A 17,023-nucleotide genomic window follows, 5' to 3' on the forward strand; every position below is an offset into this window, starting at 1 on the left:
GGGAGGATGGCGGGCATCACGCTGCGCCGGGTGACCAAGCAGTTCGGCGACGTCAAGGCGGTGGACGATGTGTCCTTGGACATCGCCGATGGGGAGATCGTCTGTTTCCTAGGTCCTTCCGGGTGTGGCAAGACCACGACCCTGCGCCTGATCGCCGGGTTCGAGCGCCCCACCGCCGGGGAGGTGTACATCGGCGAGCGCCGGGCCTCCTCGGCCAAGGAGCTCGTGCCCCCCGAGCGTCGCAACCTGGGGATGGTGTTTCAGAACTACGCGGTGTGGCCGCACATGACCGTGTTCGACAACGTGGCCTATCCGCTGAAGTTGCGCAAGGTCCCCAAGGCCGAGATGCGCAGGAAGGTCATGGACACGATCGCCATGGTCGGCCTTGGCGGGCTCGAGAAACGCTACCCGGAACAGCTTTCCGGCGGGCAGCAGCAGCGGGTGGCGTTGGCCCGAGCCCTGGTGGTGGAGCCGGACGCGCTGCTCCTGGATGAGCCCCTGTCCAACCTCGACGCCAAGCTCCGGGAGAAGATGCGGTTTGAGATCATGGACCTCCACCGGCGCCTTCGGGTGACCCTCGTCTACGTGACCCACGACCAGGCCGAGGCGATGGTGCTATCGGATCGGGTGGTGATCATGAACCAGGGGAGGGTGGTCCAGGTGGGGTCCCCGTGGGAGATCTACCGCGAGCCGGCCGACCCGTTCGTGGCCGACTTCATCGGGCTGGCCAACTTCGTCCCGGCGGTGCTCGTAGAGGAGGCTGGCGGGGAAGGGGTGGCGGAGGCCGATACCCCACGCCGGCCCCGGTTCCGGTGCCTTGTCCCGTCGCGGCCGGGGCGCGCGCTTCCGGCGAACGGCATCCTGTTCGTGCGCCCGGAGGAAGTGGAGCTTCTCCCCGCTGGGGAGGCAGAGGTGACAGGGACGGTGACCCGGGTCACGTTCCTCGGAGCGCGGCTCGACGTGCGGGTCGAGGCCGATGGGGCCGAGTGGCGGGTCGAGGCCCCGGCCGGGGCGCGGGTGCGGGAGGGCGATCGGGTTGGCCTGGTGGCCCAACGCGCCATCTTCTTTGACGCGAAAGGAGCGATCGATGAAACCGAACCAAGCGCATAAACCTCGGGCCATCGCGCTGGTGGACGGCGAGCACTACCTCCCGGTGGTGAAATGGGCCCTCGTTTCTCTGGAAAAGGACTACGCGGTGGTCGGGGCGGTGTTCCTCGGCGGGACGGAGAAGGTCGGTTCCGAGGAAGACCTCGTGAACCTCGGAGTGCCGGTGGTGCACGGGAAAACCATTGCCGCGTCGGTGCGGGAAGCCGTGGCCCGGTTCGCGCCCGAGGTCGCGCTGGATCTATCCGATGAGCCGGTGGTCGGGTACCGGGAACGGTTCGAGATGGCCAGCCTGCTCCTGTACATGGGCGTGCGCTACGTGGGCAAGGACTTCGCGTTCACCCCACCCAAGCTCGTCAAGACCTCGCTCCCCGCGATCAGCGTGGTCGGGACCGGCAAGCGCACCGGGAAGACGGCGATCGCCGGGCACGCCGCCCGTGTGTTCAAAGAGAAATGGCGGGTGGGGATCGTGACCATGGGCCGGGGAGGGCCCGCGGAGCCGGAGGTCCTCCACGGGGAAGAGCTTGACCTCGGCGTGGAGGAGCTCATCCGCTACGCCGATCAAGGATTCCACGCCGCCTCGGGGTGCTTCGGGCATGCCTATATGACCCGGGTATTGGTCATCGGTTGCCGCCGCTGCGGCGGGGGGATGAGCGGAGGGGAACCGTTCGTGAGCAACGTGGTGGAGGGAGCCAAGCTCGCGGAAGAATTCGACCTAGACATCGTCATCTTCGATGGGAGCGGGGCCACTGCGCCGCCGATCGAGGTCGATCGGCAGGTGCTGATCGTCGGCGCCCACCAGCCGGTGGATTACGTGCGCGGCTACTTCGGACCGTATCGGATCCTTCGTAGCCACGCGGTGGTGATCACCGGGTGTGAGCCGCCCCTCGCCGACGAGGCCAAGGTGGATGCCATGGAAGCAGCGGTGCGCGAGGTCAGCCCAGGGATCCCCGTGTTCCGCACCGTGTTCCGGCCGCGGCCGGTGCGGGAGGTGGATGGGGCCCGGGTGTTCCTGGCAGCCACCGCCCCGGCCGCGGTGTTGCCCCGCCTGGTCGAGCACCTCGAGGAGCGCTACCGGTGCCGAGTGGTGGGGGCCTCACCCCACCTCTCCAACCGGCCCAAGTTGCGCCAAGACTTGGCGGCGGCAGGGGATTTCGACGTGCTGTTGGTGGAGCTGAAGGCGGCCGGGGTCGACGTGGGGGCTCGCACCGCGCTTGCTCGCGGCAAGGACGTGGTATTCGTGGACAACGAACCTGTGGCCCCGAACATGAGCGAACTCGACCAGTGCCTTGGGCGCTTGGCGGTGGAGGCCGTTCAGGCCAAGCGGGGGGCGGCTTTCCATGCCTGAGCCGATTGAGCCGAGCGCGCGGCGGATGGCTGAGGCGGTCGAGGCCCGCTACCGGGAAGGGGAGACCGACTATTGGTTGTCCCCCCTGGTGCTGGTGGGCCGCGGCCGGCCGGTGGGACGGATCAGCGCCGGCGACGCCGTTGTCTTCTGCTGTCGCCGGGGGGAACGGGAGGTCCAGCTCACCCGGGCGTTCGCTGACCCGACGTTCTGCGAGTTCCCACGGCCCCGCCTCGCGCCCCTCACGTTCGTCCCCCTGACCTTGTACCACCCTGATCTGCGGTATCTGCGAGCGGCGTTCACCCCCCAGGACGTCCCCGACACCCTGGGGGAGGTGGTCGCCCGCCAGGGCCTCGCCCAGCTCCGGGTGGCCGAGGAGGAAAAGTACGCCCACATCACGTACTTCCTGAGCGGCGGGCGGGGGACGGCCTTCCCAGGGGAGGTGGACCGGCGGGTTCCTTCGTTCCTCGCCGATCCCCCCCGGGCATTGCCGGGACTGGTGGGAACCGTGCGGGAGGAACTGGGCGCGGCCGATTTCCCGCTGGTGGCCCTCAACTTGGCCACCGGGGACATCATGGGCCACGCGGCTGAGCTCGCCCCGAAAGTGGCCTGCGCCGAGGCGGTGGACCGGGCGCTCTCGGAGATCCTCGAGCTCGGGCGGGTCCATGGGTACTGGGTCGCCATCACCGCCGACCATGGCCTGCTCGAGGACCACGGCCCGCCTGAGGGCCCGGCGAACACCGGCCACACCACCCATCCCGTCCCGTTCCTCCTGGTGGGCCCACACGGAGAGCGTCCCAACCTGGCCCGGGACGGGATCCTGGCTGATGTGGCGCCCACCCTCCTTGCCTCGCTTGGGTTACCCCGGCCGGCAGCGATGACCGGCCGGCCGCTCGTCGAAGGGAAGGCGCCACGGGCGGAGAAGGCCATGCTCGTGGTCCTCGACGGATGGGGCCTTGGCGGCGAGGGCAGGGTGAACCCGATCGCCCTTGCCCGGACCCCGTGCTGGGACGAGCTATCCCACGGGCCGCTGGCCCGCCTGACCGCCTCCGGGGAGGCGGTGGGCCTCCTCCCCGGTCGGAAGGGCAACTCCGAGGCTGGGCACCTCAACCTGGGGGCGGGGCGCATCGTCCCTCAGGACGAGGTCCGCATCCAGCGGGCGATCGAGGCCGGGACGTTCGCCGAGAACCCGGTGTTCCGCGAGGCCATTGGCGACGCCCGCGCCCGCGGGGGGGCGCTGCACCTTCTGGGGCTCCTCTCCGAGCAGAGCTCCCACGGGTCGGTGGATTACGTGCTTGAGCTCCTCAACCTGGCTCGCCGAGAGCGGCTGGACCGGGTTTACGTCCACCTCATCACCGATGGCCGGAGCACCCCCCCGGGCAGTGCCCCGGAAATGCTGCGCAAGGTTGGGAGGGCAATGGCCGGGATCGGGGTGGGCACCGTGGCGACCTTGGTCGGGCGCGGACTGGCCCTGGACCGAGGGGGCGACTACACGGGCAAAACGCGGCGTGCCTTCCGGGCGCTGGTGCTAGGCGAGGGGACGGCGGTTCCACTCAGCTGAGGCACGAAAGCGGCCATGTTACGCGGCGTCCGGCGTCCCATCCAGAGCCGGACGTTCGTTCTTTCCTTCACCCTTCCGCGGCGGCTTGTGCCGGAGCTTTTCCCAGTGGACCTCGCCCTTCGTTCCGTCGCCCCACTGCACGGTGACGGTGCTGCGGAACACGTTGAACCCAACGATCTCTCCGGTCCGCCCGTCCACCACCACCTGGTCCCCCGGCTTGGGTAGCCCCTGGAGGGCCTCCAGGTACTGCTCGTGCTCGTACGCCAAACAGCACATGAGCCGCCCGCAGACGCCGGTGATCCGGTCCGGGCTCAGGAACAGTTGCTGTTCGAACGCGATCTCCAGCGGGATCGGGCGCAGCTTGCGCAGGAACGTCCGGCAACACAGGGGACGGCCACATGGCCCGATCGTGCCCAGGAGCCGCGCCTCGTCGCGGGGGCCGATCTGGCGGAACTCGATGCGCACCTTGAACTCGGCCCCCAGGTCCCGCAGGAGGTCGCGGAAGTCCACCCGGCCCGGGGCGGAGAAGAACAGGCGCAGCAGACGGCGGGTGAGGTCCAGCTCCGCCCCGGTGAACCGCATCGGAAGGTCCAGCTCGTCCACCTTGCCCTGGGCCCGCCCGAGCAGCCCCTGCGCCTCCTCCGCCCGCGCCTCATGGGCGGCGAGGTCGTCCGCAGTCGCTGGTCGGATCAGGGTGCCCTGGGGCTCCGCTGTCTCTTGGGCTGGGGACTTCAGGACCCGCACCAGCCACAGGCCACGGCCGTCGTCCTCTACCCAGACGTGGCCGGTGCACCCCACCGTCGTCTCCCACGCCGCCGGGTGCACCTCCAGCATCGGGCTGAACTTGCGCACCAAGGCCTTCAGCTTCTCCGCGGCCACAGGGCCACCACCTCCGCAAGGAGCCGCGCGTTGGCGTTGTCCTCCACCTCGCCCCGGGCCAGGGACGCCTTCCGGGCCCAAGAGACCCGGGTGGCCGGGGAGAGTCCGGGCCACGCCTTGTCCGCTTCCTCCATGAGGAACCGGAGGAGCTCCCACAGGAAGGCCGTCACGGTCGCGGCGCCGCCCTGGGCCAGGCGCTCGGCCACCGCCAGCACTTGGTCCGCCGCCACGGCGGAGAGCGCCCGGATAAGCGCCCGGCCCACCGCCCGCCGCCGCACCGGATCGCCCACGTACGCGGAGAACCGGGCCGCCAGTTCCTCCAACGGCAGGCCCTGGGCCTCGTCCTCGGCCTGGGCCCACTCCTCAAGCGGACGGCGGCGTTCGGTCAGAAACGGGGCGAGCTCCTCCTCCCGGTCGTGCGCGAGCCAGAGGAGGAACGCCGTTTCTTCCTCGTCATATCCGGCGGCCCGCAGCCGCGCGGCGTGCACCTCCCGCAGGGTCGGTGCCCACACCACCGCGCAACGGGAGCGCACTGTGGGGAGGACCCGATCCGGGGCCTCGGCGAACAGGAGCAGGGCGAGGTAGGGCGGGGCCTCCTCGAGGATCTTGAGGAGGGCGCTCGACGCCTCTTGGGTGAGCCGTTCCGCCGGCCCGATGATCGCCACCTTGTGGAGGGCCCGGCTCGGGCCGTAGCGTGCCCACAGGAGCACTGCCCGCACCCGGTCGATCCCGATGAGGGCGCCGCGCTCGGAGACCACCAACTGGACATCCGGGTGTCCTTCGGGTGGCCCCCCAAGGAGGAGGGCGGCGCGGGCGCGGGCCGCTGCCTGCCCACCCGGGCCCCAAAACAGCTCGGGCATCATTCCGGCCACGACGGGTAGGGTAACGGGCGACAGATGGGGGCACAAGCCGGGCGGATCGGCCTCGCGGGGTGGCGTTGGACTCTATCAAGTAGAATCTGTCAACTTATTGCCTTGGGAGGTTGCCGTGCCGAGAAAGAAATCGGCGAAGTCCGACCCCGTGGCGGCCAAGCTCTCCTTGTACATCCCCACGGAGAAAGGGGGGACCGAGGTGCTGGCGCGCCTGCGTCGGTTGGCGCGGGACAAGGGTCGGTCGGTCAACTACCTGGTGGTGGGCGCAATCCTCGCTTATCTGAAGCAGATGGAGCAGAAGGCCTAGGCCGACGAGGAGACCCGGTGAAGTCCGTGCGGATTCTCAGTAGGATTTCGTTTTCCCCGTGTTTTGCCGTTCCACGCTTGTAGCGGTTAAGGTTCCCCGAAGCCTCGATGCGGAGGTTTGGGAGGGTGCGATGGGGGATCAAGCGCGGCTGGTGGAGACGCGGGCGATCATCGACCGGACGTTCCTCATCCGGCGCATCACGTTGGGCGCCTTTTGTGGGGTCGCCCTGGCGGTGGTGGGGTTCCCGGGCTTTCCATGGAACCCCCTGTTCGCCGTTCCGTTCGCGTGGCTCCTCCTCACCGTGCCCTTCCAGCGGCTCCTCCATCGGCAGCGCACCCTCCGCGCCCTGAACAATGTCCATGCCGCGTTCTTCTCGGTGGAGATCGTGCTTGTGACGTACCTCGTCCACCGCTTGGGCGGCGTGGAGTGGGTGGGGGTCGTGTTCTACCTGTACACCGTGATGTACGCGAACTTCTTCCTCCCCAAGGTCGCCGGGTACGTGGTGACCGCTCTCGCGGTGGGGGGCTATGCCCTGGTGGCGTTCCTGGAGTATTTCGGGTTGATCCCTCATGTGTCGTTGTTTCCGCTCGTCCGGCCGCCGCACCGCGACCTGGCCTATGTCCTGACCACGGTGCTGGCCGGTGGGATCGGCCTGTACGCCGTCCTTGCCTTCACCGTGCGCGCGTTCGCCGACGTCTATGAGCAGAAGCGGCGGGAGCTGGTCCGGCGGGAGCGGGCGTTGGCTCGGCTCTCGGCGCGGCTCCTGTCCGCTCAGGAGGAGGAGCGGCGGCGCATTGCCCGCCGCCTCCACGACGAGCTCGGGCAGACCTTGGCCGCTGCGCGGTGGGCACTGGCCGGGGGAGATCCCCGAGAGGCGGAGCGCCTCCTGGCCCTGGGGGTGGAGGGGACGCGGTCCTTGGCCCGCGACCTCCGCCCGCCCCTCCTCGACGAGCTCGGCCTGGAGCCGGCCCTGCGCCATCTTGCGGAGCGGTTCTCCGCGTCCGCCGGGGTCGAGGTGGAAGTGGACCTGCCGGGGCAGCGCCTGCCGGAGGCGGTGGAGATCGCCGTGTTCCGGGTGGTGCAGGAGGCACTGGAGAACGTGCGTCGTCATGCTCGGGCCCACCAGGTGCGCGTCCAGGTGGAGGTGGGGAAGGGGGAGGTGATCGGGGAGGTGGAGGACGACGGCCAGGGGTTCGACCCAGACGGCACCGCGGAGGGGCTGGGGCTATCCGGCATGCGGGAGTGGGTGGGGTTGCTGGGCGGGGAGCTCGCCGTGCGCTCCGCGCCCGGCCGGGGGACCCGGGTCTGGTTTCGGGTGCCGCTCTCATGATCCGGGTGCTGATCGTCGATGATCATCCCATCGTCCGGGAGGGGCTTTCCCGGCTGCTGGCGCGCCGGGGCCTGGACGTGGTCGGCCAGGCCGCGGATGGAGAAGAGGGCACACGGCTCGCGGCCGGGTTGGCCCCGGATGTGGTGGTGTGGGACCTGGCGATGCCGGCTGGGGGGGTGACCGGATTGAGCCACCTGAAGCGGACTGCCCCGGGGTGCCGGGTGTTGGTGGTCACCGCCCTGGACGATCCCTGGCTCGCGGCCGAGGCCGCCCGGGCCGGGGCGGACGGGTTCCTGGCCAAGACCGCGTCGCCGGAGGAGTTCATCGCCGCGATCCGCGCCTGTGCCGAGGGACGGCCCGCGTTCCCCTCCGTCCCCGAGCTCTCGCCCCGGGAGGAAGAGGTGTTTGCCCTCCTCGGCCAGGGCCTCGCCAACCGGGACATCGCCGCTCGCTTGGGCATCTCCCCGAAGACGGTGGAATCCCACCTCGAGCGCCTGAAGGAGAAGCTCGGCTGCGCAAGTGCCACCGAGCTCCGGGCTCTGGCCCTGCGCCATCGGGCCTAGTGCGGTTCCCCCATCCCCGATCCCTCCTCCTTGGGCTACCATGAATGCCATGCGCGTCGTGATCGCCGATGACCATGCGCTGGTCCGCGAGGGCATGGCCAACCTCCTCGCTGGGGCGGGGCACGACATCGTCGGCCAGGCGGCCACCGGCCAGGAGGCATGGTCTCTCCTCCGGCGGCTGCGGCCGGACGTGGCCCTGCTGGACGTGGCGTTGCCCGCTCTCTCTGGGCTGGAGGTGTGCCGGCGGGCGCGGAGGCGGCTCCACGGGGTGGCGGTGGTGTTGGTGTCCATGTTCGATGACCCGGCGTGGCGGGCCGAGGCCGCCCGGGCCGGGGCGGCGGCGTACGTGCTGAAGGGCGAGACCCCGGCGTCCCTCCTCGACGCGGTCGAGCGGGCGGCCCAGGGCGAGATGCTCCTGCCCCCCCTTCAGGGCGGGGGGCTTCCCCTCACCGCCCGCGAGCGCGAGGTCGTCCAGTTGATCGCCGAAGGCCACAAGCTCTCCGGGATCGCCCGGACGCTCTCGAGGTCCGTGCCCACGGTGCGGGCCCACAAGGCCTCCGTGATGCGCAAGCTCGGCGTCCACTCCACCGCCGAGCTCGTCCAGGCCGCGCTGGCCCTCGGGATCGTGCGCGTGCCCCACGCCCCAGAGGTGATGAGCGGTGGAGATCGTTAGTCGATATCGGGAGGCGATCGTGCGCGCCCTGGACGAGGCCCTCGCCGTCGAGGGGTCGCTTGGGGTCCTGGTCCGGTACCCGGTGGGGTTGGCCGACCCCGACGGGCGCCCCGGACCAGGTGTCGGGGGCAAGCTCCTCCGTCCGTCCCTGACCTGCTTCGCCTGCGAGGCGCTGGGCGGAGAGGCAACCCGGGCGCTCCCCCTGGCGGCAGCGGTGGAGCTGGTGCACAACTTCTCCCTCGTCCACGACGACATCCAGGATGGTGACGAGCTTCGCCGCGGCCGGCCCGCGGCCTGGAAGGCGTTCGGCCTGCCCCAGGCGATCAACGCCGGGGATGCCCTCCTCGTCCTCGCCGTCAGGATGGCCGGTCGGGCCGCCCTGCCGGCGGAGGACGTGCTGGCCGCGGTGGACGCGATCCTCGCGGCCACGTTCGCCATGATCGAGGGCCAGGCGCTGGACGTGGGGTTCGAGGGCCGGCCGCTCGGGGTGGAGGCGTACCTGGACATGGCTCGGCGCAAGACCGGGGCGTTGTTCGGCTGCGCCCTGGAGTTGGGGGCGATCGCCGCCGGCCGTCCCGACCTGCGGGAGGGGCACCGCCGGTTAGGGGAGGCGTTGGGCCTGGCGTTCCAGGTGCAGGACGATTGGCTCGGCCTGTGGGGGACGCCGGAACGGGCGGGCAAGCCGGTGGGCGGTGACCTCGCCCGGGGAAAACGGTCCTACCCCATCGCCTGGGCGCTCGCGCGCGACCCCTCGCTGGGGACGTTCCTGGCCAAGGGGGCGATCCGGGAGGCCCACCGGCGCCTCACCGCCTTGGGGGCGGAGGAGGCGACCCGGGCCGCGGCCGCAGGGTTCCTGGCCGAGGCTCGCGCGGCGGTGCAGGACCTGCCCTGGCCCGACTGGGCGCAGCAGGCGTTCGCAGCGTTGGCCGCGGCGCTCGCGGCGCGGGAGGCATGACATGGGGCGACCGTGGCGGATGACCTATGAGCTCGGGCGGTACCTCGTGCGGCGGGCTCCGGGCCTGCGGCGGGGGCGACTCTTTCCCATCGTGCTCATGCTCGAGCCCCTCGAGGCCTGCAACCTGCGCTGCGCTGGGTGCGGCCGGGTCCGCGAGTACCGGGAGCACCAGGCCTTCCGGCTCTCGGTGGACCAAGCCCTCGCCGTGGCGGATGGGGCGGGTGCCCCGGTGGTATCCGTGTCCGGCGGGGAGCCGCTCCTCCATCCCGGGATCGCCGACATCGTGCGGGGGCTCGTGGAGGGGCGGCGGTGGGTGTTCCTGTGCACCAACGGCCTCCTCCTGCGGGAGTCGCTTCCGAAGTTCCGGCCCCACGAGCGCCTGTGCTTCGTGGTCCACTTGGACGGGACGGCCCACGTCCACGACGCGGTGACCGGGCGGCCTGGATCCTACGCCGAGGCGATCGCCGCCATCCGCGAGGCACGAGCGCGGGGATTTCGGGTGTGCACGAACACCACCGTGTTCCACGGCTCCGATCCCGATGACCTGCGGCAGCTCTTCCGCACCCTGGTCGGGCTCGGGGTGGAGGGGATCATGCTCTCCCCGGGCTACGCCTACGAGCAGGTAGCCGAGCAGGAGCTCTTCCTCCGGCGGGAAGAAGCGGTGCGGGCGTTTCGGGCGATCCTCAACGGGAAAGACCGGTTCCCGTTCTACGACAACCCCCTGTTCCTCGATTTCCTGCGCGGGGAGCGCGCCTACGACTGCGCGGCGTGGGCGGTGCCCACGTACACCGTGCTCGGCTGGCGCAAGCCCTGTTACCTCATCGCCGACGAGCACGTCTCTAGCCTGGAGGAGCTTTTGGTCCCCCAGCTGTGGCAAAGGTATGGCCCGGGACGGGACCCCCGCTGCGCCGGGTGCATGCTCCACTCCGGGTTCGAGCCGGCAAGCGTCCTCGATGCGCTCGGTCACCCATGGAGGCTCGTGCGGAGGCGGAGATGGTCGTGACCGTGGGGGCGTTGCGCACGGAGCTCCTGTTCGTCCCGGGGCCGCGGCGGGCCCTGGGGGTGGGCCAGGGGGCGGCGACGCGGTTGGCGCGGTGGCTGGCGGACCGCCGGCCGGACGGGGTGTTGGTGGTGGGCTTTTGCGGGGGACTGCGGGGGCACCTCACGCCGGGCGCACTGGTCCTGGCGGACCGGGTGGTGGGCGAGGCCGCGGCGATCCCGGTGGGCGAGGAGTTGGTTGAGCGGGCCCGGGCGGCGGTCCCGGGGGCGGAGGTGGGGGCCCTGATCACGGCGGCGGGGCTCGTGGGGCCGCGGGAGAAGGCGATCCTCGGGATCGAGGCCCTGGGGGTGGACCTGGAATCGGCCCCCCTCGCTCGGGAGCTTTCGGGGTGGGGGATCCCGTTCCTCGTGGTCCGGGTCGTCCTGGACGCCCTGTGGGAGGAGCTCCCCCGGCGGGGGCAGGCCTTCCTCTGGGTCCGGCGGGCCCTGGCCTGTGCCCGCCGGCTCGGCGCGGCGGCACGGGCCCTGACGCCGGTTCTGGAGGGACGGGGATGACCAGGGCCGTGAAGGTGGGGAACGTGGTCCTCGGCGGGGGGAACCCGATCGTGGTCCAGTCCATGACCAACGCCCCCACCACCGACATCCCGGCCACCGTGGACCAGATCCGTCGGCTGGTTGCGGCCGGCTGCGAGGTGGTGCGGGTGGCCGTGCCGGGCCTGGACGCGGCCGCGGCCATCCGGGAGATCAAGCGCGAAGTGACCGTCCCCATCGTCGCCGACATCCACTACGACCACCGGTTGGCCCTGGCCGCGCTCGCGGCTGGGGCGGACAAGCTCCGCCTCAACCCCGGGAACATCCGCGACCCCGACAAGATCCGGGAGGTGGCCGTGGCTGCCGGGGAGAAGGGGGTGCCGATCCGGGTCGGGGTGAACGCCGGCTCGGTGGACGCCCGGTTCAAGGGGCGGGACGGGAAGGTCACGGCCGAGGGGTTGGTCGAGGCGGCGCTGTGGGAGGTGCGGCTGCTGGAGGACGTGGGGTTCCGGGACATCGTGATCTCGATCAAGGCCCACGACGTCCACCTCACCGTGGACGCAAACCGGCGCCTCGCCCGGGAGGTGGACTACCCCCTGCACCTCGGGATCACCGAGGCCGGAACCCCGTGGGAGGGGGCGATCCGGTCTGCGGTTGCTCTCGGGATCCTCCTTTCCGAGGGGATTGGGGACACGATCCGCGTTTCCCTTTCCGGCGACCCGGTGCGGGAGGTGGCGGCGGCGTGGGAGATCCTCTCGACGCTGGGGCTGCGGCGGCGCGGACCGAGCTATGTGGTGTGTCCAACCTGCGGCCGCACCGGGGTCGACATCGCCGGGATCGCCCAAGCCGTGCGGGCGCGCCTCGCTGGGGTGGTGCATCCCCTGACCATCGCCATCATGGGCTGCCCGGTGAACGGGCTTGGCGAGGCGGAAAGGGCGGACTTCGCGATCCTCGGGGGCCAGGGCCACGGCACCGTGTACGCCCACGGAAAGGTCGTCCTCCCCAAGGTCCCCGAGGTCCGCTTGGTGGAGGAGCTGGTGACCCTGATCAGGCGGGAGGTGAAAGGCCATGAACCGTGAACCGTCATCCGTGAACGGCAATTCGTTACGCGTGAACCGTGAAGAGATGCCCCCGCTTGCTGATCACGGATCACGGGTCACGGACCTCGATCGGGCCATCGACCGGGCGGTGGGCTGGCTCCTCGCCCGCCAACACCCCGAGGGGTACTGGTGGGGAGAGCTCGAGTCCAATGTGACGATCACCGCCGAGCACCTGTTCCTGACCCACATCTTGGGGATCGGCAGCCAGGACCTGTGGGGCAAGATCGCCCGCTACATCCTGGGAGGGCAGCGCGCAGACGGCACCTGGGCCAACTGGTTCGGGGGGCCGGGGGACCTCTCCACCACGGTCGAGGCCTACGTGGCCCTGAAGATGGCCGGGGTGGACCCCGACGACCTGCGGATGCGCCGCGCCCGGGAGTGGATCCTCACCCAAGGCGGGGTGGAGCGGGCCCGGACCTTCACCAAGATCTGGCTTGCTCTGCTCGGGGAATGGCCGTGGGACGCGACCCCGATGCTCCCCCCGGAGCTGGTCCTGCTGCCGAGGTGGTTCCCGGTGAACCTGTACACGTTCGCGTCCTGGGCCCGAGGGACGATCCTGCCGCTTGCCATCGTGCGCACCCTGAAGCCGGTGTTCCCCGTGCCGGCCCACGCCCGGGTCGACGAGCTCTTCCCCCGGGGTCGGGCGCGGGCCGACTTTGCGCTTCCCCGGAAGTCGGGGGCATGGGCGGCCCTGTTCCGGGGCGTGGACCGCGGGCTGCGGGCCTACGAGGCCCTTCCGTGGAAGCCGCTCCGCCGAGAGGCGATGAAGCGGGCCGAGGCGTGGATCGTGTCCCGGCAAGAAGCCGACGGCTGCTGGGGCGGGATCCAGCCCCCGTGGGTGTACGCGTTGATCGCCCTCTATGCCCTGGGCTACAGCCGGGAGAGCCCGGTGATGCGGCGCGGCATCGACGGGTTCCGCCGCTGTGCCATCGAGGACGAGAGCGGGTTCCGGCTGCAGTCGTGCATCTCCCCGGTGTGGGATACCGGCCTCGCCATGCTCGCCCTCCAGGACGCCGGCCGGCCGGCCGATCACCCCGCGCTGGTGCGGGCCGGGGAGTGGCTCATCTCGGAGCAGATCTTCGTGGGCGGCGACTGGCAGGTGCGGTGCCGGGCCCGCCCCGGTGGTTGGGCGTTCGAGTTCGACAACGACGTGTACCCGGACACCGACGACACGGCGGTGGTGTTGATGGCGATCCTGAGAACCGATCTTCCGGAGCGCGCCAAGGAGTTCGCCCTTTCGCGGGGCTTGGAGTGGCTCCTCGGGATGCAGTCCCGGAACGGCGGCTGGGGGGCATTCGACCGAAACAACACCAAGGCCTTTGTTCGCCAGATCCCGTTCGCCGACTTCGGCGAGCTGATCGACCCCCCGTCTGTGGACGTCACCGCCCACATCGCGGAGCTCCTGGGGCGGATGGGGTACCGGCCGGGGTTCACCCCCCTGGACCGGGCGCTACGTTACATGTTCCGGGAGCAGGAGGCGGACGGCTCTTGGTACGGCCGGTGGGGGGTGAACCACATCTACGGCACGGGGGCGGTGCTGCCGGCGCTCGCGGCGTGCGGCTTCCCGATGGACGATCCGCGGGTGCAAAAGGCGGCAGCCTGGCTCCTTGGCCGGCAGAACCCGGACGGCGGCTGGGGGGAGGCGGTGGAGTCCTACCATAGCGTGGAACTTCGCGGCCGTGGGCCCTCAACGGCTTCCCAGACGGCGTGGGCCCTGCTCGCGCTCCTCGCCGCTGGAGAGAGGGGGGAGGCCGTGCGCCGGGGCGTGGCCTTCCTCGTGGAGACCCAGGGGCCGGATGGCACGTGGGACGAGCCCTACTTTACCGGCACCGGTTTCCCCACCGACTTCATGATCCGCTACCACCTGTACCGGCACTGCTTCCCGCTCATGGCGCTCGGGCGCTACCGGGGGGAGGTCGAGGCATGAAGATCGAGGTGGCGAGGGTGTGCGGGTTCTGCCCCGGGGTCCGCCGGGCGGTGCAGATGGTGGAGGAGCACCTGGCCAAGGACGGGCCCCTGGCGACCCTGGGGGCGATCGTCCACAACGCCCACGTCGTGGACCGCCTCGCTGCCCAAGGGGCGCGGGTCGTGTGCTCTTTGGACGAGGTCACGGAGCCAGCGGTGGCCATCACCGCCCACGGGGCCGGGCGCGAGACCTACGAAGCCATCGAGCGGCGGGGGATTGCCCTTGTGGACACCACTTGTCCCATCGTCAACCGGGCCCAGGAGAGCGCCCACCGCCTGAGCGAGGCCGGGTTCACCGTGCTCATCTACGGGGAGGCCGCCCACCCCGAGGTCCAGGGGCTCCTCTCCTGGACGGGTGGGAAAGGCCATGCCACGTTGGACCCCGCCGCCGCCCTGCCGGCAACGGATCGCCTGGCCATCATCTCCCAGACCACCAAGGGGCGGGGGGCGTTCTGGGAGTTCGCCCTGGCCGTGCTCGCCCGGCACCACCCGGACCTGCACGAGGTCCAGGTGGTGGATACCACCTGCCCGGAGACGGGCCGGAGGTATCAGGCGGCCCAGGAGTTGGCCCACCGCGTTCAGGCGATCTTCGTCGTCGGGTCGCGCAATTCCGCCAACACCAGGAAGTTGGCCGAGGTCGCCGGGGCTACCGGGGTCCGCACCCACTTCATCGAGTCGGCCGACGAGATCGAGCCCGGCTGGCTTTCTGGCCTGGAGCGGGTTGGGGTGACCGCCGGGGCCTCCACCCCGGACGAGGTCATCTGCCAGGTGATCGCCCGGCTGCGCGGGCTTGCGGAGGGGTGAACCGATGGAAACCGCAGCCACGTCCGTTCGCCTGATCCTCCGCTACCTCTGGTTCCAGGTGGCCACGGAGCGGGCGCCGCAGTTCATCGACATCACCGGGGAGGTGGAACGGCTCGTCCGGGAGTGCGGGGTCAACGAGGGGATGGCCCTCGTGTTCTCGCGGCACACCACCGCCGCGGTGCGCATCAACGAGAACGAGCCCCTGCTCATCTCCGACATGGAGGAGTTCCTGAAGCGGGTCGCGCCTCGCGACCTCTACTACCGGCACAACGACTTCTCCATCCGCGTGCACAACATGACCGCTGACGAGTGCCCCAACGCCCATGCTCACTGTCAGCACCTCCTGCTTGGGGCGGGCGAGGCGGTGCCCATTCAAAACGGGCGGCTACTGCTCGGCCGTTGGCAGCGCATCTTCCTTGTAGAGCTGGACCGGCCGCGGGTGCGGGAGGTCGTGGTCCAGGTGTTCGGATATGTCTGAAGATCTGGTGAGACGGCTGGCGCAGGTCCCGCCGCGGGAGCGGGTCCTGCTTCTTCCCCACTGTCTGCGCCCGAGTCAGACCTGTCCTGGGCGCCCATCGCGGGAGGGGTTCCAGTGTCCCCCAGCCTGTACGGAGCCGTGTGCCATCCGCACCCTGCGCGAGGAGGCCGTGCGGCTGGGGTACAAGGGCGTGTGCGTGGCCCCTGGCGGGGCGTTGGCCCTCCGGTTCGTGCGGGAGACTGCGCCGCAGGCGGTCGTGGCCATCGCCTGCCAGAAGGAGGTCGAGGAGGGGATCCAGGCGGTGGGGGAGCTGAGCGAATCACGGCCGTGGGTGGTCACCGTCCCTCTTTTGCGCGACGGCTGCGTGGACACGGAAGTCGACCTGGAGGAAGCCTTGCGCGTGTTGGGTGCCGGGGGGTTGGGCTGAAGTGTGCCCCAGCACACCGCCGTGTCTTCTCGATCGCCGAACCGGGTAGGACGTTTACCCCGTCACGTTAAGGTGTGGAAAAACCTGTGGAAGAAAATGGCGGGGTGGCGCGGGGCACGGTGGTTATTCCCAAGGCCGGTTTTCGGGACACTTGTCCCATGGGCGTGGGACATCCGGCCCAAGTTTTCCACAGGGCGAGGCTGCGGGGAGGCGGGGGGAGGGCGATGGCCCCTGCGGCGGGGGCGTGGCGGTTGGGCCCGCTCGCGGGCGACCCTTGACCGAGTGTGGGGTGACCGGTATACTATCGGCGCCCATCTAGGGGCATCTTCAGGGAAGGCTGGTCATTGACAAGTGGACAGGGAGCGACGGGAAACCCTATCGGAACTCTTGAGGCTAAATCGAGAGGGTATGATCCCGGCTCAGGGTGAACGCTAGCGGCGCGCCTAACACATGCAAGTCGAGCGATCGGCGTCGGTGAAGTTCCTTCGGGGATGGAACTGACGTACGGAGCGGCGAACGGGTGAGTAACACGTAGCTAACCTACCCCCGCGACGGGGATAACCCCCCGAAAGGAGGGCTAATACCCGATGGTCTTCCTGGAGCGCGAGCTCCGGGAAGTAAAGGCGCTTCGGTGCCACGTGGGGAGGGGGCTGCGGCCCATCAGCTTGTTGGCGGGGTAACGGCCCACCAAGGCGATGACGGGTAGGGGGCCTGAGAGGGTGGCCCCCCACATGGGGACTGAGATACGGCCCTGACTCCTACGGGAGGCAGCAGTGGGGGATCTTGGGCAATGCCGGAAACGGTGACCCAGCGACGCCGCGTGGGGGACGAAGCCCTTCGGGGTGTAAACCCCTTTTCTGGGGGAAGAATAAGGCGGGGAGGAAATGTCCCGCCGATGACGGTACCCCAGGAATAAGCCCCGGCTAACTACGTGCCAGCAGCCGCGGTAAGACGTAGGGGGCGAGCGTTACCCGGATTTACTGGGCGTAAAGGGCGCCTAGGCGGCTCGGTAAGTCGTCTGTGAAAGCCCCTGGCTCAACTGGGGGAGGTCGGACGAAACTGTCGGGCTAGAGGGAGGCAGAGGAAGGTGGAACGGCCGGTATCTACGCATTTCACCGCTACTCCGGCCG

General features: G+C 70.2%; 16 protein-coding genes, 1 rRNA gene and 1 pseudogene. 16 read left to right on the forward strand and 2 right to left on the reverse strand.

The window, feature by feature from the left end; all coding sequences use genetic code 11:
* Positions 1-6 precede the first annotated feature (6 nt).
* From NUV94_06795 to NUV94_06805, 3 genes are read left to right on the forward strand one after another with little or no spacing between them, the layout of a single operon-like run.
* Complete coding sequence (locus NUV94_06795) at positions 7-1,110, forward strand: ABC transporter ATP-binding protein (protein MCR4392456.1); 1,104 nt, start codon at positions 7-9, stop codon at positions 1,108-1,110.
* A complete protein-coding gene (locus NUV94_06800; protein ID MCR4392457.1) occupies positions 1,088-2,452 on the forward strand; it encodes a 2,3-diphosphoglycerate synthetase in 1,365 nt (454 codons plus the stop codon). Before NUV94_06795 ends, NUV94_06800 begins: the two co-directional genes overlap by 23 nt.
* Positions 2,445-4,010, forward strand: coding sequence for a phosphoglycerate mutase (2,3-diphosphoglycerate-independent) (locus NUV94_06805; GenBank protein ID MCR4392458.1), 1,566 nt, complete (start codon positions 2,445-2,447; stop codon positions 4,008-4,010). Before NUV94_06800 ends, NUV94_06805 begins: the two co-directional genes overlap by 8 nt.
* Positions 4,011-4,028: 18 nt before the next feature.
* Here NUV94_06805 and NUV94_06810 read toward each other — a convergent pair whose 3' ends face one another.
* Together NUV94_06810 and NUV94_06815 are read right to left on the reverse strand one after the other, a co-directional pair.
* Positions 4,029-4,889, reverse strand: coding sequence for a hypothetical protein (locus tag NUV94_06810; GenBank protein ID MCR4392459.1), 861 nt, complete (start codon positions 4,887-4,889; stop codon positions 4,029-4,031).
* 521 nt (positions 4,890-5,410) lie between these two features.
* A pseudogene (locus NUV94_06815) lies at positions 5,411-5,749 on the reverse strand (DNA polymerase III subunit delta').
* A gap of 127 nt (positions 5,750-5,876) precedes the next feature.
* On the opposite strand from NUV94_06815, the gene NUV94_06820 reads away from it, so the two are divergent.
* The 13 genes from NUV94_06820 to NUV94_06880 all read left to right on the forward strand — a co-directional run.
* Complete coding sequence (locus NUV94_06820) at positions 5,877-6,068, forward strand: hypothetical protein (protein ID MCR4392460.1); 192 nt, start codon at positions 5,877-5,879, stop codon at positions 6,066-6,068.
* A 130-nt stretch (positions 6,069-6,198) separates the two neighbouring features.
* A complete protein-coding gene (locus tag NUV94_06825) occupies positions 6,199-7,398 on the forward strand; it encodes a sensor histidine kinase (protein MCR4392461.1) in 1,200 nt (399 codons plus the stop codon).
* A complete protein-coding gene (locus NUV94_06830; GenBank protein ID MCR4392462.1) occupies positions 7,395-7,961 on the forward strand; it encodes a response regulator transcription factor in 567 nt (188 codons plus the stop codon). The genes NUV94_06825 and NUV94_06830 overlap by 4 nt, the downstream gene beginning before the upstream one ends.
* A gap of 49 nt (positions 7,962-8,010) precedes the next feature.
* Entirely contained in the window at positions 8,011-8,634 is a 624-nt protein-coding gene (locus NUV94_06835) for a response regulator transcription factor (GenBank protein MCR4392463.1), read from the forward strand.
* Positions 8,621-9,589, forward strand: a complete 969-nt coding sequence (locus tag NUV94_06840) for a polyprenyl synthetase family protein (protein ID MCR4392464.1) — start codon at positions 8,621-8,623, stop codon at positions 9,587-9,589. The genes NUV94_06835 and NUV94_06840 overlap by 14 nt, the downstream gene beginning before the upstream one ends.
* 1 nt (position 9,590) lies before the next feature.
* Positions 9,591-10,592, forward strand: a complete 1,002-nt coding sequence (hpnH, locus tag NUV94_06845; protein MCR4392465.1) for an adenosyl-hopene transferase HpnH — start codon at positions 9,591-9,593, stop codon at positions 10,590-10,592.
* Positions 10,559-11,143: a hypothetical protein gene (locus tag NUV94_06850; GenBank protein ID MCR4392466.1), complete on the forward strand. Its 585-nt coding sequence runs from the start codon at positions 10,559-10,561 to the stop codon at positions 11,141-11,143. Before hpnH ends, NUV94_06850 begins: the two co-directional genes overlap by 34 nt.
* Positions 11,140-12,198: a flavodoxin-dependent (E)-4-hydroxy-3-methylbut-2-enyl-diphosphate synthase gene (gene ispG, locus NUV94_06855; GenBank protein ID MCR4392467.1), complete on the forward strand. Its 1,059-nt coding sequence runs from the start codon at positions 11,140-11,142 to the stop codon at positions 12,196-12,198. The genes NUV94_06850 and ispG overlap by 4 nt, the downstream gene beginning before the upstream one ends.
* Positions 12,199-12,229: 31 nt before the next feature.
* A complete protein-coding gene (gene shc, locus NUV94_06860) occupies positions 12,230-14,146 on the forward strand; it encodes a squalene--hopene cyclase (protein MCR4392468.1) in 1,917 nt (638 codons plus the stop codon).
* Complete coding sequence (ispH, locus tag NUV94_06865; GenBank protein MCR4392469.1) at positions 14,143-14,988, forward strand: 4-hydroxy-3-methylbut-2-enyl diphosphate reductase; 846 nt, start codon at positions 14,143-14,145, stop codon at positions 14,986-14,988. Before shc ends, ispH begins: the two co-directional genes overlap by 4 nt.
* Positions 14,989-14,992: 4 nt before the next feature.
* Positions 14,993-15,466, forward strand: coding sequence for a secondary thiamine-phosphate synthase enzyme YjbQ (locus tag NUV94_06870; protein MCR4392470.1), 474 nt, complete (start codon positions 14,993-14,995; stop codon positions 15,464-15,466).
* A gap of 7 nt (positions 15,467-15,473) precedes the next feature.
* Complete coding sequence (locus NUV94_06875) at positions 15,474-15,893, forward strand: DUF116 domain-containing protein (GenBank protein ID MCR4392471.1); 420 nt, start codon at positions 15,474-15,476, stop codon at positions 15,891-15,893.
* 396 nt (positions 15,894-16,289) lie between these two features.
* Positions 16,290-17,023, forward strand: a 16S ribosomal RNA gene (locus NUV94_06880); the annotation flags it as partial.

This window comes from Candidatus Acetothermia bacterium (genome assembly GCA_024653305.1).
Taxonomy (GTDB): Bacteria; Bipolaricaulota; Bipolaricaulia; order Bipolaricaulales; family Bipolaricaulaceae; genus JACIWI01.